This window comes from Methylobacterium jeotgali (genome assembly GCF_022179345.1).
GTDB classification, from domain to species: Bacteria; Pseudomonadota; Alphaproteobacteria; order Rhizobiales; family Beijerinckiaceae; genus Methylobacterium; species Methylobacterium jeotgali.
Genome location: NZ_BPQR01000040.1, coordinates 1 through 21,723, shown reverse-complemented (window position 1 = coordinate 21,723; position 21,723 = coordinate 1). Strand labels below are relative to the sequence as shown.

21 protein-coding genes and 2 pseudogenes are annotated in these 21,723 nt (G+C 61.9%); 7 read left to right on the top strand and 16 right to left on the bottom strand.

Annotation, left to right across the window (positions count from 1 at the left end; all coding sequences use genetic code 11):
• Nucleotides 1–90 precede the first annotated feature (90 nt).
• Nucleotides 91–711 (bottom strand): hypothetical protein, encoded by a 621-nt coding sequence (locus MFF04_RS12090; RefSeq protein WP_238276088.1) that lies wholly within the window; start codon nt 709–711, stop codon nt 91–93.
• Between the two features lie 1,088 nt (nt 712–1,799).
• Between MFF04_RS12090 and MFF04_RS22030 the strand changes: the two genes are divergently transcribed.
• The gene (locus MFF04_RS22030) at nt 1,800–2,525 is read left to right on the top strand and encodes an XRE family transcriptional regulator (RefSeq protein ID WP_353744524.1); all 726 of its coding nucleotides are present in this window, start codon (nt 1,800–1,802) and stop codon (nt 2,523–2,525) included.
• Nucleotides 2,526–2,536: 11 nt separating this feature from the next.
• On the opposite strand, the gene MFF04_RS12085 is transcribed toward MFF04_RS22030, so the two are convergent.
• A complete protein-coding gene (locus tag MFF04_RS12085; protein ID WP_238276086.1) occupies nt 2,537–3,391 on the bottom strand; it encodes a hypothetical protein in 855 nt (284 codons plus the stop codon).
• 219 nt (nt 3,392–3,610) lie between these two features.
• On the opposite strand from MFF04_RS12085, the gene MFF04_RS12080 reads away from it, so the two are divergent.
• The 3 genes from MFF04_RS12080 to MFF04_RS12070 all read left to right on the top strand — a co-directional run bounded on the left by MFF04_RS12080 (nt 3,611) and on the right by MFF04_RS12070 (nt 6,675).
• A complete protein-coding gene (locus tag MFF04_RS12080) occupies nt 3,611–3,859 on the top strand; it encodes a hypothetical protein (protein ID WP_238276084.1) in 249 nt (82 codons plus the stop codon).
• Between the two features lie 243 nt (nt 3,860–4,102).
• The gene (locus MFF04_RS12075; protein WP_238276082.1) at nt 4,103–4,471 is read left to right on the top strand and encodes a hypothetical protein; all 369 of its coding nucleotides are present in this window, start codon (nt 4,103–4,105) and stop codon (nt 4,469–4,471) included.
• A gap of 455 nt (nt 4,472–4,926) precedes the next feature.
• Nucleotides 4,927–6,675: a pectate lyase family protein gene (locus MFF04_RS12070; RefSeq protein WP_238276080.1), complete on the top strand. Its 1,749-nt coding sequence runs from the start codon at nt 4,927–4,929 to the stop codon at nt 6,673–6,675.
• A gap of 151 nt (nt 6,676–6,826) precedes the next feature.
• Here MFF04_RS12070 and MFF04_RS12065 read toward each other — a convergent pair whose 3' ends face one another.
• The 9 genes and pseudogenes from MFF04_RS12065 to MFF04_RS12025 form a co-directional block, all read right to left on the bottom strand.
• Nucleotides 6,827–7,144, bottom strand: a complete 318-nt coding sequence (locus tag MFF04_RS12065; RefSeq protein ID WP_238276078.1) for a HigA family addiction module antitoxin — start codon at nt 7,142–7,144, stop codon at nt 6,827–6,829.
• Nucleotides 7,145–7,153: 9 nt separating this feature from the next.
• Nucleotides 7,154–7,269 (bottom strand): annotated as a pseudogene (locus MFF04_RS12060) (type II toxin-antitoxin system RelE/ParE family toxin); the annotation flags it as partial.
• A 124-nt stretch (nt 7,270–7,393) separates the two neighbouring features.
• Nucleotides 7,394–7,615 carry a hypothetical protein gene (locus MFF04_RS12055; protein WP_238276076.1) on the bottom strand — a complete coding sequence of 74 codons (222 nt, stop codon included), beginning with the start codon at nt 7,613–7,615 and terminating at the stop codon, nt 7,394–7,396.
• Nucleotides 7,616–7,834: 219 nt separating this feature from the next.
• Nucleotides 7,835–7,981 (bottom strand): annotated as a pseudogene (locus MFF04_RS12050) (IS630 family transposase); the annotation flags it as partial.
• Between the two features lie 4 nt (nt 7,982–7,985).
• Nucleotides 7,986–8,279, bottom strand: coding sequence for a hypothetical protein (locus MFF04_RS12045; RefSeq protein ID WP_238276074.1), 294 nt, complete (start codon nt 8,277–8,279; stop codon nt 7,986–7,988).
• Between the two features lie 4 nt (nt 8,280–8,283).
• Nucleotides 8,284–8,982, bottom strand: a complete 699-nt coding sequence (locus tag MFF04_RS12040; RefSeq protein WP_238276072.1) for a tetratricopeptide repeat protein — start codon at nt 8,980–8,982, stop codon at nt 8,284–8,286.
• A 4-nt stretch (nt 8,983–8,986) separates the two neighbouring features.
• Entirely contained in the window at nt 8,987–10,111 is a 1,125-nt protein-coding gene (locus MFF04_RS12035) for a hypothetical protein (protein ID WP_238276070.1), read from the bottom strand.
• A gap of 131 nt (nt 10,112–10,242) precedes the next feature.
• Nucleotides 10,243–12,666 (bottom strand): N,N-dimethylformamidase beta subunit family domain-containing protein, encoded by a 2,424-nt coding sequence (locus MFF04_RS12030; protein WP_238276107.1) that lies wholly within the window; start codon nt 12,664–12,666, stop codon nt 10,243–10,245.
• Nucleotides 12,667–12,779: 113 nt separating this feature from the next.
• Nucleotides 12,780–13,220 (bottom strand): N,N-dimethylformamidase alpha subunit family protein, encoded by a 441-nt coding sequence (locus tag MFF04_RS12025; protein ID WP_238276068.1) that lies wholly within the window; start codon nt 13,218–13,220, stop codon nt 12,780–12,782.
• Nucleotides 13,221–13,845: 625 nt separating this feature from the next.
• On the opposite strand from MFF04_RS12025, the gene MFF04_RS12020 reads away from it, so the two are divergent.
• From MFF04_RS12020 to MFF04_RS12010, 3 genes are read left to right on the top strand one after another with little or no spacing between them, the layout of a single operon-like run.
• Nucleotides 13,846–14,535 carry a response regulator gene (locus tag MFF04_RS12020; RefSeq protein WP_238276066.1) on the top strand — a complete coding sequence of 230 codons (690 nt, stop codon included), beginning with the start codon at nt 13,846–13,848 and terminating at the stop codon, nt 14,533–14,535.
• The gene (locus MFF04_RS12015; protein ID WP_238276064.1) at nt 14,528–16,075 is read left to right on the top strand and encodes a hybrid sensor histidine kinase/response regulator; all 1,548 of its coding nucleotides are present in this window, start codon (nt 14,528–14,530) and stop codon (nt 16,073–16,075) included. Before MFF04_RS12020 ends, MFF04_RS12015 begins: the two co-directional genes overlap by 8 nt.
• On the top strand, nt 16,072–17,373 hold the full coding sequence (locus tag MFF04_RS12010) for an ABC transporter substrate-binding protein (RefSeq protein WP_283206369.1): 1,302 nt from the start codon (nt 16,072–16,074) through the stop codon (nt 17,371–17,373). Before MFF04_RS12015 ends, MFF04_RS12010 begins: the two co-directional genes overlap by 4 nt.
• Nucleotides 17,374–17,642: 269 nt before the next feature.
• On the opposite strand, the gene urtE is transcribed toward MFF04_RS12010, so the two are convergent.
• From urtE to MFF04_RS11985, 5 genes are all read right to left on the bottom strand, one after another.
• On the bottom strand, nt 17,643–18,341 hold the full coding sequence (gene urtE, locus MFF04_RS12005; protein WP_238276061.1) for an urea ABC transporter ATP-binding subunit UrtE: 699 nt from the start codon (nt 18,339–18,341) through the stop codon (nt 17,643–17,645).
• Between the two features lie 2 nt (nt 18,342–18,343).
• Nucleotides 18,344–19,084: an urea ABC transporter ATP-binding protein UrtD gene (urtD, locus tag MFF04_RS12000; RefSeq protein ID WP_238276106.1), complete on the bottom strand. Its 741-nt coding sequence runs from the start codon at nt 19,082–19,084 to the stop codon at nt 18,344–18,346.
• 10 nt (nt 19,085–19,094) lie between these two features.
• Nucleotides 19,095–20,216, bottom strand: coding sequence for an urea ABC transporter permease subunit UrtC (gene urtC, locus MFF04_RS11995; protein ID WP_238276059.1), 1,122 nt, complete (start codon nt 20,214–20,216; stop codon nt 19,095–19,097).
• Nucleotides 20,217–20,242: 26 nt separating this feature from the next.
• The gene (urtB, locus tag MFF04_RS11990) at nt 20,243–21,127 is read right to left on the bottom strand and encodes an urea ABC transporter permease subunit UrtB (protein ID WP_373320029.1); all 885 of its coding nucleotides are present in this window, start codon (nt 21,125–21,127) and stop codon (nt 20,243–20,245) included.
• Between the two features lie 109 nt (nt 21,128–21,236).
• Nucleotides 21,237–21,723: transporter substrate-binding protein (locus MFF04_RS11985; protein WP_238276057.1), on the bottom strand; the 487-nt coding region annotated here is incomplete at its 5' end.

The window sequence follows — 21,723 nt, the reverse complement described above, 5'->3', positions numbered from 1 at the left end:
TCGGGGCGGCTGAGATCCATCTCCTGGGCTTGCTGTTGCGGATCACGGGGCGGAGGCGGGTCGGCCTCGGGGTGTTGACCGGGCGCCTCCTCAGGCTCGGAGCTCGGGGCCGGAAGGGCCCGCGGGGATGGACGCCAGGCGGAGCCCGAGCAGCAGGATGCGGCCGCCGATCCCCGCCTCATCGAGCGCCCGGACCGTTTGTAGCTGCTGCTCGACCGTCAGCGGGCGATCGCGGGTGTCGCGGACCGGGTTCGCACGTCCCGGTTTGTCCCGAAGGATGGTCTGGCGCCGGATCGGATCCGGCTTGAAGGCGTATGCCGGGGCAGCCAAGTTCCCGTCGAAGAGGGTGCTGCGGACGGGGCGGCGGATCGCCTCCGTCGCCGGCACGTGGCGCTTCAGGAAGGCGTCGGCCGCCTTGATCTCGTCCGCCGGCGCCAGCCCGTAGACATGCAGGCAGGCGTGCGGCTGGAAACGGGCCGCCTCATCGAGGGCGCGGCGGTCGTCCTCGTTGAAGCTGAGGTCGATGCCGAAGATGCCCAGGGTAATGCCCGCCTGGCGCAGCACCGTGGCGTAGTGGCTCCAGGCTGTCCCGATGTCGAGGCTCGTTGCCCCATCGATCGGCGGCAGGATCAGCGACAGCACCCGCCAGGGCCCGAGCTCCGGGTGCGCCTGTTGGAAGGCCGCGATCATCCGGACCATGATGCGCTGCACGGCCCGATTGCATTGCGGGCAGGCCGGATCCAGGCAGCGGTGCCGGCGGTCGCAGTGCGCGAGGGTGGCCGCAATGCGGAGAAGAACGGGGTCGCCATTGGCGTGTCGCCGCAGCCGCCGCACGAGCTTCCACGCCGTGCGCTTCACGTCGCGGGGGCGCGGGCGGTCGCTGCTTGCGGCCCTGGCGCCAGGTCGGGCCCTTAACCCCGTAGCCGCTGCCCCGGCGCAGGTGCGCGCGGAGAAGGACGGCCTGCACCTGTACCGGTGGCGAGGTCGGGTCGTCGCACACGAGACCGAGCCGGTTGGACCTGGGCGTCAGATGAGAATTGTAACCGATGGTAGGTGACATTGCTAATACACAAAGTAATGTTCGGATTAAGATTGCGCTAAGCAGCCGATTATCGCTGATGAAAGCGCCGCGGATATTACCGCGAAACACATGCAGCCGCTGTTCAGACCCTTCTATTGGATCGCGTTTCATGCTTCGTACAGAACATGTCGCCTGCGCCAATCCTCCGCACGGCAGCGGCAAATTGGGAATTCGTTGCGAGACATCAAGGTCATTGAAGGCAAAAATGTCTGCAGACGACTCAATGATACCTTGAATTGATGCACAGGAATGATACACAAGCACTGTGAACGGCGCTCGTGAACCGTTGATTTGATTGAATTTTATCTCAGCGGCGCCCAGTCCTTTCCTGGGCACCATCAGCTGGCTAAGCCTCTGAACCGTCGAAGCAAACAGCGAAAACAGCGACTTAGGACTGCCCGAGTGGTACAAACGGGTGGTACAAATGCCGCTGATGACGACGCGTCCCTGGAAGCATCCGAAGACGGGCATCTACTACGTGCGGCGCGCCGTGCCGCCAGACCTCCGTGCGCTGATCGGCAAGCGCGAGGAGAAGGTCAAACGTTGGACTGGGAAGTCCCGACGATCCTGGCCAGACTCAACTGACCGCCAGCCGCCTGAATTGCGCGAGCAAGCGCTTCGGTGTTAGGGCTCGTTCGCAATCGATATACCGATCTTGCGGTATAAACAACCGCTTTGTCGGTTGGTATGGTTGGATCGGTCGCGGCTAGCTGAAGCCATGGAGCATCTCGGCCACCGATTGAAATCCGCTCGCGAAGCTGCTGGCCTCTCGCAGACCCAGTTGGCAGAGAGGGTTGGCATGTCTCAGCAAGGCATCGCGGATATCGAAGCGAAGGGTGGCAGGCCCCGCAAGCTCTACGAGATCGCCCGCGCGTGTGGCGTCTCTCCCGAATGGCTCTTAGGCGAAAGCGTTGAGCGAGACGGTGGAAGCCCTAGCTCGACAAAGCCTGTTCGCTCCTCGACGCCGAGCGCCAGCGGAATCTCGCGCAGGTCGCTGCCTGAGTACGACGTAAGAGCAGGCGCTTCATATGGGGGTGGAATTGACGACGCTGCCTGGCAGGACGGTGATGTTGCCGGCCACCAGCCCATAGCTCACTGGGGCTTACCCACGGCTTATGTGGAGCGGGAGTTGGGCCTGTCTTATGGCTTGGCGGACATTATCCCGGTTCGCGGCGACTCGATGGACGATGGAACTGCTAGGGCCCTCACTTCTGGTGATCGCGTTATAATTGATAGGAAGGATACCGACCCTCGACAGGGTGGCATTTTCGCCGTGTGGGACGGCGACGGAGTCATCATTAAGCAGGTCGAGATACTACGAGGCTCAGAAACTCCTAGTATCATTTGCAGTTCGAGGAATTCCAACTATCGGCCAGTCATCCTTCAATTAACCGGGGGTGTTAGAATTATTGGTCGCGTGGCCGCAAGATTGTCGAGACTTTAAGCGCCTAGCATTTACCAAACTTGAGCGTCTTTTTTTTCATCCCAGCTGTATTCTTTGCAGGCAACAATCTTGCCTTCCCATATCATTTGCTTAGTATCGGCGTTGTACAATACGTACAGCTTTGGTATGTAGTGCAAGTAGTTCGTACGCCATGACTTCTCATAAGGCATAGTTAGAGTGGGTGAGCTAGTTCCGTTATCTTCAGTTGAGAACGGTTCGACCAAGTCACCGACAACGGCCAATCTAAGGCTCTGAAATTCATTCTTTGCTTTTTCAGGGGACATAGATGCGTATGCCTCTGACTTCATGTATGGGATCTTTAACTCCCAACGTTCTTCGTATTGCTTCTTAACATTCGTCGAGGCTCCATACGCGTTTGATCCTACATAACTGCCCATATCATAGGTTTCGTGTTGCATTTTTGGACCCATAATATACATCCGGACCTCTTTCGTATCTGTATTATAGCTCAAGAGGTGCGGTTGGGTTCCCTCACAGATAACATCACTTGTAGCGATGCCTGCGGCCTTTATTTGCGCAGTGCGCCTTGTTTCAAATTCTTTGGTGCTCTCAAATTGATCCTTAGGTTTGACTGCTTTAGAGATAGATTGGATTATCTCTTTTACGTTGCAGCTTGAACCCAATATTTTCTCGATATCAATCTGAGATGGGCCTAATATTGGCCCTTTTTCGATTTTAGTTTCGCTTGCGAGCGCTTTATCAAAGCAAGCAAGGCGGGCTTTCGGTGATTGGATTGGCTTACATTCAGCCCCTCGCATCTCCTCCACAGCATAGGCGGCACCTTCTAGGACCGAGAGGTGTGCGACCAGTGCCGGCGCGAACCAAATGCTTCTGAGGCTTCTCATTCCCCACTCCGCCAAAGCGCCAAGCCGAATGGCGCTCGGGCATCCGATAACATCACAATCACATGGGGATAAGAGCCGGCATCAACAGACATAGTCACGCCTCAAAGCCTACCGAAAATCACCGATCCGGTAGAGCAGAACCAATTTACCGGTTGACATAGCTACCGATATTTCGGTAGCTTCCCCCCATCGTCTCACACCGAGGCGGCGGAGCAACCGATGGCCAACAACCCGCTCGCGTACAGCGCCAACCCCTCGGTCTCCGTCAGCGAATTGCTGTTCGGTAAGCGCACACAGCACCGAGCCCGCGGCGCGTACATGACCGCCGAGCGTGAGGGGCGCGCAGCCGATGCCCTGGTGAAGCGCCTAGAGCGCCTTGCCGCCGGCCCTGCGCCCGACCACCTCGTCCATCGACGCCGTGGTCGCGCTGGTCAAGCGGGCGTTGCCGGGCGCCGTCATCTGCCTTGATGTCGGCGGAGTGAAGGACGGCAAGCCGCACAACTGCGCCACTATCACAGTCGGAGATCACGACCTCGGTGACGCCTGGGGTCTTCCGACCGCGCCACTCGCTTTGGTCTACACCCCTCTCGAAGCTCTCCTCGCCCAGGAGCACCCCCATGCCTGAGACCGCACGGAGGGCCCTGACGGAGGCAGCGATCGTTCGCGTCATGCGAGAAGAACTCGACTGGCCTGCGGAGCGCGACCTCTCACGTGACGTCACGGACGGCGATGCCGCCGAGGCCGGCTCAGTTTTTCCTAGTGAGAGTCCACCTCCTTCGGCCCCTAAAGGGCTTCTTCCCCAAGGGGGCCATCCGGTCCGATAGGGGCACCTTCCTGCTGCAGGACTGGAAGCCGACCCCCGATAACGCAGCCTTCGCCATCGACGAGCTTGGCTCCGACGAGGTGGCGCGCCGGGAGCGCGAGAAGTTCCGCAACTACCGGTTCGCCCGATCCGGCGCCGATGGGAGGAAGCGCGACTGGCAGGCGACATGGCGCAACTGGGTGATGAAGGCGGCGGATCATGGGACAGGACATCGTAACGGCCCTTCGGCCCAGCTTGCCCTCGCTCAATCTGCTTGATCCGGGACAAGCGTTATCGCTGCTGGTGTGGCTCGAGCGTACGCTCGCCGCGGTACCCGGTCGCGCGGGGCGACGAGGACGCTGCCGCAAGCAGGGGGTGGAACGCTATCGCGTGATCAGCCCATCGCTGTGCCACGGATAGGGCGGCCCAATCATGTCGGCAGATCATCCATGCCGATGCCGATGATCCCATAGTAATGGCTGACATATCTCTTCGGTCTCGATCGCCTTGAAGCCGCCGTTGCGGTTTTTTCAAGACGTTAGTGAGCTTCATAGTTAGGCGGCGAGATCAAAGACGCCGACCATCACGACGGTGGCCGTGCCATACGTCGGAATGCTGAGCACTGCATCCGGCGAATACTGCACAGATCTAGCCGAATAAAAGGATGGTCGCCGCGTCGCGCCATTCCTCGGCAGGGTCGTGCACTTCTCCAGCATCTCACAAGGGGACCGACATGGAAGCAATCAGCACCGGACGCAGCGCGCCCAGGTTCTTCACCGAATCGGCCGGGCCCGAAGGCGAGTACAGCTCAATGGGCCTTCAGGGCACCCCTGACGGGGGTGGTCTCACGGGCGAGGCGGCTCCGCACTCCGCATCCAGCACGGCAGCCGACACCTCGCAGTTCGTCCTCAAGACCGGCGATACGATGACCGGCGCGCTCGGGGCCGGCGACACGACGACCATCGGCACGGTCGGGTTCGTTGCGAATGCCTCGAACCATCCCTCAGGGTCAAAGCGCGCCTCAATCATCGTCGGCAATTACCAGATCGGCCAGGACCTCAACATCGACGGCACGAAGGACTTCTACCTCTACAGCTTCGACAGAAACTCCGTGCCGATCCGTATAGACACCAACGATGTCATGGCGCTGAGCCAGCGTCCGACCTTTGCGGGGGCGGTGCCGTGGGACAGCGCGAATTTCACCCCGAGTGGTGGCCCTGCCTACATTGATCTGTATGCCAAATTTGGTGTCCGCGCAGACGGGACTGACCAGTCCGGAAAGATCAATGCGGCCCTCAGCTTCCTCGGATCGCTGATCCAGGCTCGTGGCTGGGCTGGCGGAATAGCTGTCCTACCCCCTGGGCGCATCGTCATCAGCAACACACTCACGATCCCCAGTGGCGTACACCTCAAGGGTGCGGGTCGGAACATCACGTGGCTTCGCGCCACGATGAACGCCCCTGCCGTCTACGTCGGGCCCAGCACCCTCTTCGCGACGGCGTCGGACTTCAGCGTCGCTTTCGCCGACGAAGACGCGGATGCCCCAGCATCGTTCGATGCAACCTGCTTCAAGATTTGCGGGAACAATGGTAACTATTACAACATCGGCGGCTATATGTGTGGTGTGTTCTTCTACGCCTATGGTGGGAACAATAACCTCATCCTGAATTTCATCGGCAATATGTATCGCATGGGTGGTATCCTAAACGAGGGCCTGACAACACAGAACCCGGATGGAAGCTACAAGGGGGCCATTGACAACTTCTTTGTGCAGGGGCGTCTGGAGTGCTATAACACTACGGATTGGGCTCAATACGGTTCGGTTCGATGCATTAACAACTGTGAGGGCTTCAACCTTGATCATGTGAACTGCCTCGGAGGACGATACGGTCTCATCACCGACTCGGTAGCTAACGTCCACGGTCGCCGTCCCCAGTTTATGACCTTCTCGAACTCCATGTTCGACAGCCATGAGCAAGGTTCCTTGCTGGAAAACTCCAACGCGATCCGGTTCTCTCAGTGTTGGTTTGCCGGTTCTGGCGTGCATGTTCCGACGGCTGATAAGCCAGGGCACAACCCGAATCATATTCCCTATCCCGGTCTTCGTATCGGCGGCGGCTGTAAGGATATCACCTTGGTCAGCGGATGGGTGAATAGCCACTCCGGTCCGGGAGTTTTGGTTGTCAATGGAGCAACTGACATCAGCTTCGTTGGCGTCACATTTGCAGCCGTTGGGTTGTTTGGGGATGCAAACTGCATCGACTGCTACGGTGGATACGTCATCATCAATTCATGCCGATTTTATCACGATCTGGCTGGGATCGGAGATGGTTATCCCGGCGGGACCTACAACGTCGTCGTTCGCGGCTCGGCGAATAACGTCATTATGTCGGGCAACATCTCGCGTGGGTGTCAGCACGCGCAGCAGAGCACTAACAACATCGTCTATGACAACAACCTCGGCAGCTGGACGAACCCATGATCTGACATAGGGCCAGACCTCTGCAGGCGCATGGCATGCTCACGCGGCTGCCTTCGCCCGCTCGATCGCCTCGGCCTCGAGCGGTTGCAAGTCGCCGAGGCAGGTTGAAAGGGGAGCGCTTCACGGCGCTCCCCTCGCTCAGCGAGGGCCGTTAGGCCGCCTCTAGCACCGGCTCGATCGCCTCGACTTCGGCACCGACCGCCGCTCGAGCGGTTTCGAGCTCGAACCGCTGCTGAAGGTTGAGCCACAGGTCCGGGGAGGTGCGGAAGTAGCGGCCCAGCCGGAGGGCGGTGTCGGCGGTGACGCCCATCTCCTCGCGCATGATCCGCTCGATGCGGGTGCGGGGCACGCCGCAGGCCTTCGCGACCGCCCCGGCCGAGAGGCCGAGCGCCACAAGGTACTCCTCGCGCAGAACCTCGCCAGAGTGGAGGGGCGGCAGGGTCGCGATGATCTCCAGATCGTCCGTCACGTCGGCCTCCTAGTGGTAGTCGGTTATCTCGCGACCCGCTCCGGGCCGGCGTCGGTCCAGACGAAGCAGACGCGGAACTGGTCGTTGATCCAGATGGCGTGCTGTCCAATGCGGTCCCGGTAGAGCGGGTGAGACGATCCTTCCAGCCTAAGCGAACGCGAAGCCGCCGAACGCGCGCACAGGATGTATGGGCATTGGCTGAACCTGCATCGCGAGAACCCGAGCCGGCAGCGCTTCTGGTCCACGGACCTATACCGGCATCTCTGCTGTCCGACTTTGGAACGCACCGAGAGCCGCACGGATGGAGGCTTGGCCGTACGCGCCACCCTCGATTTCCTTCAGGCTGAGAAGGTCGAGGAGCTGGAAGCGTGGTGTCGCGATCATGCGGAGACAGTCCTCGCCCTGCGCGATATCGAGGCGGACGAAGAGAGCGTCCTGCGCGTCGCCAAAGCCATTGCCGCGCAGGTCCAATGCGCGAGCCTCACGCTCGCTGCTCTGGCTCGTGGCGAACCCGAAAAAGCAACCACGCCCACTACTATTCCTTCTGCGCCCCCGCCGGCGAAGACTGTGGGGTTAATCGAACTCGTCGAGGCATGGTGGCGAGAGGCCGAGCGCAGGGGCAAGTCCGAATCGACCAGAGAATCGTACACCAATACGATAAAGCAGCTTTCCGCGTTCCTCCAACATGGTGAACCGCCCCTCGCGGGCAGCCTTCACGTCCGGGCGGCCCTGCTCCGTGGAGTGAGCTGTCTTTTCTTTGTACGCGAGATCGCGCGCGCCGAGGAAGGCCCACAGCGTGCCCAGCCCGACCGTGAGGTCGTGCTCATCCTTTAGCCGCGTGTTAACTTTGCGCGCTGTGCCGTTTAAACAGAAAGATCTCGGCGCCCGAGGCCTCGGCAGAGACATTCGTGACCCCGTGACGATCGACCAGCCATGACCGAATCATGGCAGCGGCTGCGGGAGTGAGCGCCGGCTTCCAGAGCCAGACGTCCCCAGCCTCGTCGACGCCATTCTCGCGGAACAGCGCGTGACGGGCGTCATCCGCAACGCCGATCGACCACTCGCGAAAATCGGCCCCGAATTCTTTGACGTAACTGACGAATTCGAACTTGATCTGCTGGACGCTGTAGACCATTGGCTCACCCCGGGATCGGATTGATGCGGGCATCGACCGGACCGATGCGACGGCTCTGCGAGCGCGTCATGCCCGCGCGCTTCTCTTCGGCCGACATCTCCTTGATCACGGCTTCGAGGGCGTTGAGCGCCGTGCCGACGCCGTGCTGGGCGGCCAGCGAAAGCCAGGCGAAGGCCTCGACCCGGTCCTTCTCGACGCCAATGCCATTCGCGTAGAGATGCCCGAGGCGCGCCTGAGCAGGATAGTGGCCGGCCTCAGCGGCAGACCGATACAGCGAGGCAGCGCGTGCCGGGTCCGCCGGCAGGCCATCGCCCTTCGACAGCATCGTCGCGAGGTTGTACTGGGCCATCACGTCACCGCCGGAGGCAGCACGGTCGAGCCATCGCGCGCCCTCTCCGCGATCCTGCGCAACGCCCTGCCCCATGGCGAGCATTGCACCGACATTGGTCGCGGCAGCGATGTTGCCTTGTTCGGCCGCACGCCGGTACCAGTCGAATGCCTCGGGCAGGGACGACTCCACGCCGAAGCCGTTGGCGTAATGCGCCCCGAGCCATGCCTGTGCCTCGGCGACGCCTGCCTCGGCCAGGGGCCGCAACTGCGAGAGGGACTCCGTGTAGGAGCCGGCGCGAAACGCCTCGATGGCCTTCGCGAGGTCTCCGTCGGCGGAGGGAGTCGGGAGTGGCTGTGCGGATGACATGCTCATGGGCTCAGCGCCTTCTGCCTAGTGCCGTCGCGTAGAGAGGTTCGGTCGTGTCGTGGCGGGGTCGTGCCTTGACTGCAGCAGCGAGCCGCCTGTGGAGCCAGCGCTCGGCCGCGTTGGGAAGAGGAGGTCGGGCGGCAGGACGGGTCTCCCGAATGTCGAGGTCTCGTTGAAGCTCGGTGGCGTACCGGGCGCGCGCATCGAATTCGGCAAGCCAGTCGCCTGCGCTGCGTGCCCGGTTTCCGAACAAGGCGATCCGGCACAGGGTTTCGCCGAGAGCAGTGGGTTGCACGATGACGCCACACGTCTCTCCGCGCGCCGAAAACAGGATCAGGTTCGGAAACAGCATCCGTACCTCGGCCGCACTGCCGTCCTTCAGAGTAGTCGTCAGCCAGATGCTGTCGCTCGTCGGCAAGGCGACTTCGCCGGCTGCGAGCGCGCCCAGAAGAAGCTTCCAGTTGACCGGGTACTCACGGCGGAAGGTCTGTGCCGTTCCAACGGGGCCGGACGTTTCATCCTCGAAGGCGAGGTTCTCGAGCGGCTCCGACATGGTGCCGGCATCCAAGTGGACGAAGATCATCGACCCGGAGGTCCGCACGGCGATGGGAAGCAGCCGTTCGGGACGCAGGCCGAGATACTGGTGCATGGCCGGCGTCGGGCCGCCGTCCGGGGCGGCCGAGAGGGGCAGGCCGTCGCGGCTATAGCCGCAGGCGGTGAAGGAGCAGCGTGTCTTGGTACCGGTCTGGCACTGAAGCGGCACCGCGCGGCAGCCTCCATGCTGGGCCTTGTTGAAGCGCCCGACGAGACCGCCGTCGGCACGTCGCTGAACGTGAACGCCGTGATGTCCGACCGTGAAGGGCAGTAGATCGCTCGTCTTCGGGATTTCCTGCTGCGTCCCGATGCACACCCAGTTCCGTGTCCAGACGGCATCGTCTTCCAGGTTGGCGAAGGCGAGCGAGCGATAGGCCGTCGGCGGAAGATGGCGCGGCTCGACCGGGTCGAGCGCTTCAGCGAAAAAGGCGGGATCGGCGAGGTCCCAACCTTCCGCGGCATGACCGAGATCGGGGCGGTCCGTAAGGAAGCCGGCGGCGGGCAGGGTGGGACGGGCAGCCGTGAGCGATCTGACAGACATCGGCGTTCCTGGAACGGGCATCCGGAGGACAGCGCTGGCAAGAGTGGTTGGACGGGAGGCGTGCGGGGCTTGCGCACCTCCCGTCCTCACTCCGGGCTCTCATGAGAGGGCTCGGAGATCGATTGTCGGGATCAGGCCGGAAGCGGCTCGCCTCGGGCTTTGCGGCTTTGATGCTCGATCGGGCTCGGATCGTAGTCCGCGCGGCCGCGATGCTTGATCGCGCTCGCCGGCGGAGCGGGCAGCGGCCCGTCCATCGAGAAGCGGTCGAGCACGTTCTTCACGAGCCGCGAGATGTTGTTGTCGCAGTTGTTCCAGGGCAGCGAGCCGCAGAACGCAATCGACGAGAAGGCGAAGCAGCCCCCGCCGTTCGGGGTCTCGTGAAAGGCGATATCGCCACGCACGCGCGGATGCGTCGTGCCGTCGAGGCCCTGCTGGTTGAAGCCGAAATCCTCCATGACGAGGAGGTAGGCTTCGGTGTGCCGACCCGCCGAAGTCGCGACAGCCAGCGTATGGGGCGGCGAGCCGAGCATGGTATCGACGATGTCGAGCTCGAGACCGGCAGCACCGCCGCCGACGAGACCGAAATTGCCGAGCTTCTCGTCGTAGCCGATGCCCTCGAAAGCCCAGGCCACGCGCTCGTCGAGACTGTCCGGCGTCCGCGAGAAGTAGGACGAGACGTCAAAGCCTTCCGACGACATGCCGACACCCGCGACGGAGTGAAGGTAACGCCCACGGAAGCGCCACATGCCGCCGAGTTCGCCGGTGCCCTGGTGGTAGTACTCGCCAGGATCCGCGCGCCATGTCCGGATGCCGGATTCGCAGCGGCGCATCTCGGTGACGATGCCGCGGCCCTTCTCGGCATAGCCGGGATGGTAGGAGTGGACCCAGTACCAAGCGTCCGCGCCCATATACATCAGGCGACCGCCGCGCTGTGTATAGTTGTGGAGCGCATCGAGCTGAGCGCCGGAATTGTGTTCCGGATGCGAGCCGGTGATGATGACGTTGTAGTTCTCGATCCGGGCCAGCCCGTCATAGGTGATGTCTTCGTCGGTGAAGACGTCGTAGTCGTAACCCATCGTCTCCAGCCAGTAGATGAGGTGGAGATCGGCCGGGTACTGCCACGGCGCTTGCGCCAGGAAGTGATCGTATTTCGGACGGATCGACAGGATCGGCCGCAGGCGCGACGAGATCGAGATACCGGTGCCGTCTGTGTGGGTGTCGTAGATCGAGCCGCCGTACTCGCGGTGCTCGGACAGGAACATGTTCTGCTCCTGCATGATCGGCACGCGATAGACGAACAGCTCGGCGCCACCGGCGTTGCAGGCCACGTGCTCGTTCGCATAGGCCATGTAGCTGATGGTCGGGACCATGACGGCGATCTTGGCCGTCTCCTGGCCGACGCGGGGGACCACCCAGAATGGGATGAAGTCCTCGTCACCGTCCGCCGTCGTCAACTTGGCGCCGTAGAAGCGGCTCTTCACACCGGTCTCGGGAACCGTCCATTCAAAGTCGGAGAACCAGCGAGCGTCATCGACGTCGTCGTCGTGGAAGCTGATCGCACCGTATTCCTGCGGAGCGTGCTTCCAGTCGAAGTTCTGGCCCGACCAGTTGTAGCCGGTCATGCCCCGGTTCGGGCAGTTCACCAGGATCGCGTCGAAGCGATAAGGGCCCTCGTCCTTGCAGACCAAGGTATCGATGCCGGAAGAGAAGTTCCAGGCGGCGACGATGCACTCGGAGAGCTTACCTGTCGGGCCGCTGTTGCGGCGCTCGGTGAGGCCCGGCTGCGCACCGGCCTTCATCATCTCGATCTCGGCCCGCGACAGTGCACGATTGCAGATGCGGGGGCTGTCGATCTTGCCATTGTACTTGCCGGCGAACACCACGCCGGCCGGCTTGGAGGACCGGGCGAGCGGATCCTCCGGCGCCAGCTTCTCGACATAGGCCGCGAGCGCGGCCGGGACCGGAGCGTGGGCGATGGCGACCTTTAGGTTGGTCTCGACCGGCGCGATCTCTGGGTCGAGCGCGTAGACAACCTGCGGCTCGTGATAGAGGACGATATCACCGGTCGCAGCATCGAAGGTGGCCGCGCAGAAATGCCAGGCATGATCACGAACCGGCACGCCGGTAGTGATCCGGTGCTCGTTGATGCGGAGTTCGAGGCAGCCGTCTTCGTTGATGAAGAGACCGTAGCCGCAATCCTCCGACCACTTGGTGACGAGACCCTGGGCGCCATGCTTCCAGTAGCGCGGATGGGTCTTGGGCGCCGTCGGCCAGATCCAGCACTGGAGCGTGAAGCTCTCGACGTGGAACGCTTTGGCATCCGGCACGTAGCCGTACGAACCGCCGTGGATGATCTGCGCCCGGCCCTTATAGGTCCCGTTTACCGACGCCTCGATCGGCTTATCGATGTAGCCGGGGCCTCGCGGGTTGGTATCGCCATTGATGATCTGGACGATCTCGACCTTATATTCGGCCGGACCATTGCAATTGACATAGAACTTGATCGTATCGCCGGGGTGGACGCCGAATTTATCGGCGTATCCGGTCAATCTCATATAACTCATCGGACCAATCCTCGATGAAGCGCGAATTTTCCTTGCGGCGCGCTTTCGCCGGCCTGAAGCGCGGCCAAACTCGGTTTCGGTGGCGAGGGACGATGGCTGACGGATCAGGTGATCGGCCAGTTGTCGTCCTTGCGTTTCCAGCCTTCGTGGAAATCTTCCGGGAAGCCGTAGCTGTCCGAGAGTTCGTCCAGGCGCATCAAGAATATGTCGTGCTGAATCTCTTGTTCGTCAGTGTAGATCTTGTCGTTGACAAACTCGGGCGGAACACCCCGGATTCCCGACAGCCTGCCGATCCGCCATTCTTCATCAATCTTCGTGCAGATGACGATCAGCTTGCCCTTCGGGCTCTCGCCCCGCATGCGGAGCAAAACCCGCTTGAGGACGGGGTCCGCATGCACCCCACCGGTCACCACCGTCGTGTCACCGGGTGTTGCGCAGAGCAGGACGGAGTTTCCGGCCACGCCTTTCATGGAATCAATGCACGCCTTGTGCTCGTCGATCAGGCGTTGACGTTCCGGGGTGCCCTTTTTTGGAATCGGTTCCATTGCATTCCTCCTGGCTGAGTCGCCCCGAAATCGGGGCGCAATCATGGGACGACCGAGCAAAGCGCGGCCGTTGCTTGCAGAGGAGACGATCCCTTCTGTTTTATCTCTGCGTATTAACAACTACGCCTCGTTTAGACGGGTCGTCAATCAGTCTAGACGTTATATCTAGATGCTTTTGCAGGCAAGCCGTGCGCAGGATGTGTGCAGCGGGCTCACTCCGCGTACAGCCAGGGTGTCGTGGCCGGGGCGGCCGATTCGCAGGCGGCCGAGAGATCAAACCGGAGACTGAACCGCCGAGCGCGGCGCGCGGTCTCGCTCTGCTTTCGTACAAAGTACGGTCGCCTCTTTAGGGGGCCGACTTTTCAAAGGGCCGTCGTCGAGCCAATCCACCGGTAGACCGATCCAGGCTCGCCACTCCGCACCGGTACGGTTAGCGAATTCGTCTAGATGTCCTGTGGGACTTGGCGTGCATCTTGCTCGTCAAGCTCGCCCGGGTGATCATCTGGGCTGTCCGTCGCCCCCTTGGCAGCAAACAGTCACTACGGGTAAGGCTGTTCGATTGGTGGTTCCTGGAAGGTGCCGCCGTCACGCTAGGCGTAGTGTAAGACAGGGCGGTTCTGCTCGCATGAAAATCCTCATCGCCGACGATCACTGGGTCGTGCGAGAATCTTTGAAACAAGTGTTGCGGGGCCTGCGGCCATCTCTCGAGCTCTTCGAGGCCGAAACGTTCGACGAGGCTCGAGCAACCCTCGAAGATCATCCTGATGTCGACTTAATGCTCGTCGATCTTGTCATGCCAGGCTTCTCTGATTTCGATGGGCTCCGCCGCCTTCGCGCATCATTTCCCGACGTTCCGGTCGTCGTGATCTCGGTTCACGAGGACGTGGACCACGTCATGAGGTCGCTCGGGCACGGCGTGATCGGCTACATCCCGAAATCGTCCGGAGGCCAGGAGATCGAACGCGCCCTCGAGCGGGTGCTGGAGGGAGAGGTTTCATTCCCTCGGCGCATCATCGAACGGTCCGGCAGCGCTGTCGCTTCGTCCGCACCGCCGCCGAACGGGCAGCAGCCTTCAGAGGGGGCCGCGTTCGAGCGCGACCTAGGCGTGTTGACCGATCGCCAGAAGGACATCCTCCTCTTGCTGGGTCAGGGATACTCGGTGAAGAGAATCGCGTCCGAACTCGATCTCAGCAGCCATACGGTCCGCGTCCACCTCGGTAACATCATGAAGGGCCTGAACATGCGCGATCGCGCCGAAGCGGTGCATTACGCGATCAAGCATTTCGGTCCGTTGGCGACGACGGATCGTGGCTGACGCGGCCGACCGCGACGTGGAGCTCGGTCCCGCTTTGGACACGACAATCCTGGCGGGACTGGATGCGCTGCCGAGCGGGATCGCGATCTGGCAGGCCGATCGGCGCCTGGCCTATGCCAACGAGACGCTGCGGCGCACGCTCGGCATCACCCCGACCTCGGGCGAGCTCTTCGACGACTTCATGGGGCGCCTCGCCCATTCCAGGGAGGTCGTGCTCGCGGATCCGGACCTTTGGGTCCGGGAGGAGATAGCGGATTTCGGGCAGGAGAAATCGGCCGACTACATCCTGGCCGCTGGCCTTGTCATGAACGTGACGCAGCGCCCGACCCGCGACGGCGGCATGTCGGCAACCTACTCGGACGTGACCGGGATGAAGCGGAACGAGCAGGCGTTGCGCGAGGCCAAGGAGGCCGCCGAGGCGACCGACGAGGCGAAGTCGCGGTTCCTGCGGGCCGCCAACCACGATCTGCGCCAGCCGCTCGCATCGCTGAAAATCCTCATCTACAGCTGCATCCGCGAGGCAGACGAGGAAACGCGCGCAGAAATGCTGCATGCCATGAGCGTTGCGGCGCTCATCATGGAAGACCTGCTCGGCGCTCTGCTCCAGATCGGACAGCTCGACGCGGGGCGGATCAAGCCGCGCGTCACCAGTTTCCAACTCTCTCAGCTCTTCGAACGCCTCGATATCCAATTTCGGCATCAGGCCGAGGAGAAGGGGCTGCGGCTGCGCTTCGTCACGCCGCGCGATACGATCGCGACGGATCGGGCGTTGCTCGAGCGCATCCTCAGCAACTTCGTCGCCAACGCCGTCCGTTTCACGGAGGTCGGCGGTGTGGTGGTCGGCTGCCGCAAGGAGGGAAAGCTCTTGCGGATCGAGATCGTCGATACCGGGCGTGGCATCAAGGACGCCGATCGCGAGCGGGTCTTCGATGAGTTCTATCGTGTTACGGACGAGCGGCGCAGCGAGAAGACGGGGCTTGGCCTCGGTCTGAACATCGTCAAGCGGCTCGCCAATCTGCTCGAACTTCCGGTGGGCCTAAGATCCCGTCCGGGCCACGGCTCGATCTTCTCGGTCACCGTGCCCTTCGGCAACATCTGGCACAGCGAAGGCGGGGACGCCGAAATCAGCGAGACCGTCGCTGGCGAATTCGTCGGCGTTCCGGTTCTTCTTGTGGAGGATGACGATATCCTGCGCCGGAGCATGACTCAGTTGCTCCAGCGATGGGGCATCGAGGTCCACGCGGCTGCGAACGAGGACGAAGCCCTGCGGCTGGCACGGGCTGATACCCAAGTCCGCCTGATCATCGCCGACTACAATCTGACCAGCCGGACCGGCGTCGAGGTGGTGCGCGAGCTGCGAAAGGCGTTCGGAGCGGAGACACCCGCCTTCATCGTCACGGCTGATGCCGAACCGAAGGTTCTCGACGGCATTCGCGGGGCCGGCCTGCCGGTTCTGATCAAGCCAGCGAGCCCGCCGCGCCTGCGCGTCTTGATGCACAATCTCCTGTTCGAGCCGGGGCAAGTCCACCGGCCCGAATGATCGATCAGCGTGGGGCCAAGCGAGTGTCCGTCGAACTGCCGCCGATCCCGATCGGGAGCATGATCCCGCTGACCGGGCCATCCGCCGCCGATGGCGCGGAGTTCCGGAAGGGAATGATCCTCGCCGTCGAAGAACTGAACGCCCAGGGCGGCCTGCTCGGGCGCAAGTTTCAGCCGATCTTCGCCGATACCTGCCGCCAGACTGCCGAGGAGGTCGTCGGCGCAGCACGCAAGCTGATCGAGAAGCATCAGGTGCATGCAATCGTCTGCGGCTACAATATCGGGCCGCAGAACTCCGAATACGAGCCGATTGCCGATGCGGGAATCATCTACGTCCACGCCAATACGCTGCTGCAGCACCACGACACGGTGATGAGTGATCCGGAGCGCTATTTCGGATGTTTCATGGCCGACCCAGCCGACTATTGGTACGGTCCCGGTTTCATCAAGTTCATCTCGTGGCTTCGAGATACCGGGCAATGGACGCCGAGTTCCGACCGCCTAGCCATCATTGCCGGGTCGAAGCCGTACAGCATCGTCATCGCACAATCGATGGCGGCCGCGGCGGCCGATTACGGCTGGCGGCTCTGCTTCGGTCCGAAGATCGTGCAGACGCCGACGACCCAATGGCGGGAGGTCATCGAAGAGGTGCGCGCGACCAATCCGGCCGTCGTCGCGAACACACATTTCTATGCAGGCGATCTCGCCTATTTCCAGCGGCAGTTCATGGAGAACCCGATCGATTGCCTCGTCTACCTGCAATACGGCGCGATGCACCGGACCTTCGCCGACATTGCCCAGGAAGCGAGCGTCGGCATCATCGTGTCCTCGGTCATCGGTCTCCTGAGGGATGAGGTCGGGAAGAGCTTCGAGGCCCGCTACAATGCCCGCTTCGGTGAGGGCGCCAGCGCAACGATCGGGTGCCAATCCTACAGCAACATGCACCACTACGCTGTAGCCGCCGCCATGGCCGGCGGTTCGGGGGCTCCCGGTGATTTCGAGCAGAACCGCAAGGTCGCACGGGCGCTCAAGGGCATGATCTACCGGAGCGTGCACGGTACGATTCGCTATCATCCCGATTGGCAGGCCGCGGTGCCCTATCCGGTCGTGACCCACGACCCGTCGCTCGGCATGCCGCACATCTTCTATCAGATCCACGACCACCGGAAGCCGCTCTCGATGATCGCGCCGGAGCCCTACAACACCGAACGTTTCATCCTGCCACCCTGGATGAGCCGGCGCGGCGGACCGCAAAAGGCGGCTGCCCCGACGGGTCCAAAGATGGGAAGACCGGCGTAAGACCAAGCCGCAGGGAATCCGACCGCTGATCGGCTTCCCTGCGTTCGGCGAACGCCCGTCGCCCCGCGGTCGCGGGCCATCGGCGCGGCGTCGGAGTCATCGCCGATCGGTACAAGAGTGCCTCACAAAACTCCCGGTCGCCGAGCGTTCTCGCTCTGAGGATTACAGCGCGGCGGGGGCTTTGTGAAAGACACCAGGGCGCGTGATCGGCAGCGTTGCCGCGCCGCCGATCACCGGCTGGTGCCGTTCCAGCGGAACAGCACCCTCGTTCAGATCGTCATGTGGCGGTTGATCAGGTCGTCGGTCATCTCGCCGATCGGACCGCGCGCAACGATGCGACCGTTCTCCATCATCAGGAAGGCATCGCCGAGTTTGCGCGCCACTTTGATGTGCTGCTCGGTCAGGATGAGCGTGATGCCGAATTCCTTGTTCAGGCGGCCGAGCGTCTGGCCGATCTCGGCGACGATGTTCGGCTGAATGCCTTCCGTCGGCTCGTCGAGCAGGAGGATGCGCGGGTTGGTCGCGAGCGCGCGTGCGATCGCCAATTGCTGTTGCTGACCGCCGGACAGCAGACCAGCCTTCCGATGCAGGTTCTGGGCGAGGTACGGGAAGAGGCTCAGGCAGAGCTCCGGTACTTCCTCCTTCCCGTCGGTCCGCGCGAACGTCCCGAGCAGGATGTTCTCCTTGACCGTAAAGTACGGTAGGATCTGGCGGCCCTGTGGGATGTAGCCAAGACCATACTTGGCGCGTTTGTAGGTCGGGGCCTGACCGATCGCCTCGCCCGAGATCCGGATCTCTCCGTTCGACCGATCGGTGAGGCCCATGATGGTGCGCAGGAGCGTCGTCTTCCCGACGCCGTTACGGCCGAGCACGCACAGACATTGCCCTTCTGGCAGATCGAAGCCGATATCCTTCAGGATCGGCGTCTTGCCATAGTAGGATGTGACGTTTCCGAGTGAGAGCAACACGGTCAGATCTCCGGCTCGCCGAGATAGACTTCCCGTACCTTCGGGTTGTTCTCGATCTCACTGAGCTTCCCCTGGGCAAGGAAGCTGCCCATGTGCATCACCGTCACCACGTCGGCGATTTCGCGCACGAAGCTCATGTCGTGCTCGACGACGATGAGGGTGTGGTTCTTCTTGAGTTGATTGAGGAAGACGATCGTTTTCTCGATCTCGGACTCGGTCATCCCGGCAACGGGTTCGTCGAGCAGCAGGATAGCCGGGTTCTGCATCAGAACCATGCCGATCTCGAGCCACTGTGTCTCGCCGTGAGAGAGCAAGCCCGCCTCGACGTGGAGCCGATCCTTCAGCCCGGTCAGTGTCGCGACCTCGTCGAGCCGCGACTTGAACCCTGCCGGCTGGCGTCGAAACATGTTCCGGAACGGATTGACCTCCTGCGAATACGAGACCTCGAAGTTCTGGCGCACGCTCAGCTCGCGGAACACCGCCGGGACCTGGAACTTCCGACCGATTCCTCGTTGGGCAATTTCGTGTTCGCCCAGTCCGGTGATGTCGTCGTCGCGCAGGACGATCCTTCCCGACGTGGGCTTCTGGCGCCCGGTGATCAGGTCCATCGTCGTGGTCTTGCCGGCACCGTTCGGCCCGACGAGGCAGCACAGGGTCAGCTCCGTCACGTCGAGGCTGAAGTCGTTGATGACGTGCGTGCCGCCGAAGCTCTTGTTCAGGTTGTGGATTTCGAGAATACCCATCGTCTTGTCCTCACTTTTCCGAAGCGCCAACGGCGTGATGCGGCGCAAGGGGACGTGCAATGGGGCCGGATTCCCGGGGCTGCCGATCGGCCACCATGCCGAGAACCTTTTCGAGGAGGCCGGCCAATCCGCGCGGCAGGAAGCGGACGACCAGGATGAAGAAGCCGCCGAGGAGCAGGAGCCAGGTGTTGAGGAACTGGTCGCCCAGATAGCTCTGGCCACCCTGGATCATCAGGGCACCGAGGATCGCACCAAGCAACGACAGCCGCCCGCCGATGCCGGCCCAGATCACCATGGTGATGCTGAAGGTGACGTCGAACTGCGCCGGCGACACATACTGGACCAGCATCACCCAGAGGCAGCCGGCAATCGCGGCGATCAGCCCGGAAATGGTGTAGATGACCGTCTCGTAGAGGGCGACATTATAACCAAGGAAGCGCACGCGCTCCGGGTCTCCGCGCAGGGCCTGGACGACAAGCCCGAACTTGCTCTGCGTGAGCAGTTTCGAGGCGACGGTCGTCAGAAGAAGCAGAGCGAAGACGATCCAGTATGCCTTCGTGCTGTAGGGATCGATGTCGGTGCCGAAGATGTGCAGCGCGGCCGGCGGCGAGATGCCATTCACGCCGTTGGTATAAGGTTGCATATCGAGGATCAGCGTGTAGAGCGCGCTGAGCATCGCCAGCGTCATGATCGCGATGAACGGTCCCGAGACGCGGGCACGGAACATCAGACTTCCGAAGATCACGTAGAACAGCGTCGGCACGACCAGCGCCAGGACGATGCCGAAGCCCGTATTCCAGAAGGGCTCCCAGAAGAAGGGCAGCTGTTCGAGGCTGTTATTCGCCATGAATGGCGGAAGCGGGTTCGACGCGTCCTGCGACTGCATTTGCATCGTCATGGCCATACCGTAGGCGGCCAAGCCGAAGGCGATGCCCTGACCAAGATTCAGGATACCGCCGAAGCCCCAGCACAGGCTGATCGACAGAGCCAGCATCGCGTAGACGCCATAGGTCGCGAACTGGTTGAGCAGGAAGCCATCACTGACAAAGGCGGGGATGGCTGCGAGGCATAGGAAGAAGACGGCGTAGATCGTCCACTGAGCCGTCTTGTCGTGGAAGAGGTTCTTGGTCATCGATCTGCACTGATCTCTTGGAGGACTCAACGGCGAGCTTTGGCGACGGCGAAGAGGCCGCGAGGGCGAAACCGCAGGAAGACGACGATGAGCACGTAGAGAAGGAAGCGGGCGAAGGTGTCGTTCGAGAGCATCGCGAAGATGGACTGCAACTCACCGGTCAAACCCGATGCTGCGACACTGCCAACCAAGGTTCCGCCGCCCACGACGACCACGAGGAAGGCTTGGACCACATAGGCTGTTCCCATCGTCGGCAGGACGATCGCCAGCACGCCGAACAGGCACCCGGCCATGCCTGCGAGGCCGGCTCCGATCGCGAAGGTCGTCATGTAGACCCGGTCTGCGTTGATGCCGAAGGAAGCAGCCATCTCCTTGTTCTGCATCACCGCACGCACCTGCATACCGAACCGTGTACGGTAGAAGAGATAGACCGTGCCGGCGACAACGGCGGCCGTGAATCCGAAGACGAAGATCCGGAACACCGACAGGCTCACGAAGCCGAATTCGACGTTGCTCTGGAAGATCTCCGGAACGGAGACGTATTTCGGATCGCTGCCGAAGAGGATCCGTACTCCCTGCATGAGAACCAGCGAGACACCCCAGGTCGCGAGAAGCGTATCGAGCGGCCGGTTGTACAGGTAACGGATCAGGCCCCTTTCGATCACCAGCCCGATCGCTGCTACGACGATGAACGAGGCTGGAAGGCAAAGTAGGAATGGCAATCCGAAGAAGCTTTGCAGCACGTACGACGTGTAGGCGCCGAGCATGAGAAACTCGCCGTGGGCCATGTTGATGACACCAACGGTTCCGTAAATGATCGTGAGACCGATTGCCGCGATCAGCCAAATACTGGCGATGCTTAGGCCGAGGATCAGCGCATTCACGACGGACGCGAATTCGATGTGGGGCACGATGCCTCCGCGATTGTATCTTGACTTCGACTGGCAAGAACGATGCCGATCAGGCCTCTGCCAGCCCCACAGCAGGGCTTCTCTGGAGGCTGGCGAAGCGTGTCGATGATCAGATCACATTCTTGCGCACCTTGCCGTCGGCCCCTACGAGCCCGTCGGCCGTGCATTTTCCGGAACTCGGGTAGATCGAGTACGGGTCCGGAGCGACGTGTTCGGCCGCTTGGTAGACGGTCTTGAAGCTGCCGTCGGCCTGGCATTGGCCGATCTTCGGCTTCAACCAGGTATTGAAGTTGTCTCCATCGATCCAGATCAGTCCTTCCGGCGAGATGTCGTCCTCCACCCGGACACCCCCGCTGACGTCGCGGATCATGCGGGACGTGACCTCCTCGATGTTGCCGGTCTTCTTGAGGGCCTTTTCGAGGCCGTACTTGAAGACATAGGCCGAAAGATAAGTCTCTTCCATGTTGTAGTGCGTGCTGCCGTTCTTCCCATACTTGCTCTTGAGGAAATTCTCGACGAACTTCGCGTTCGTCGGGTTGTCGAGCGTCTGGAAGTATGGTGCCGATAGGAAGTGGCCGGCGCCGACGTCGGCGCCC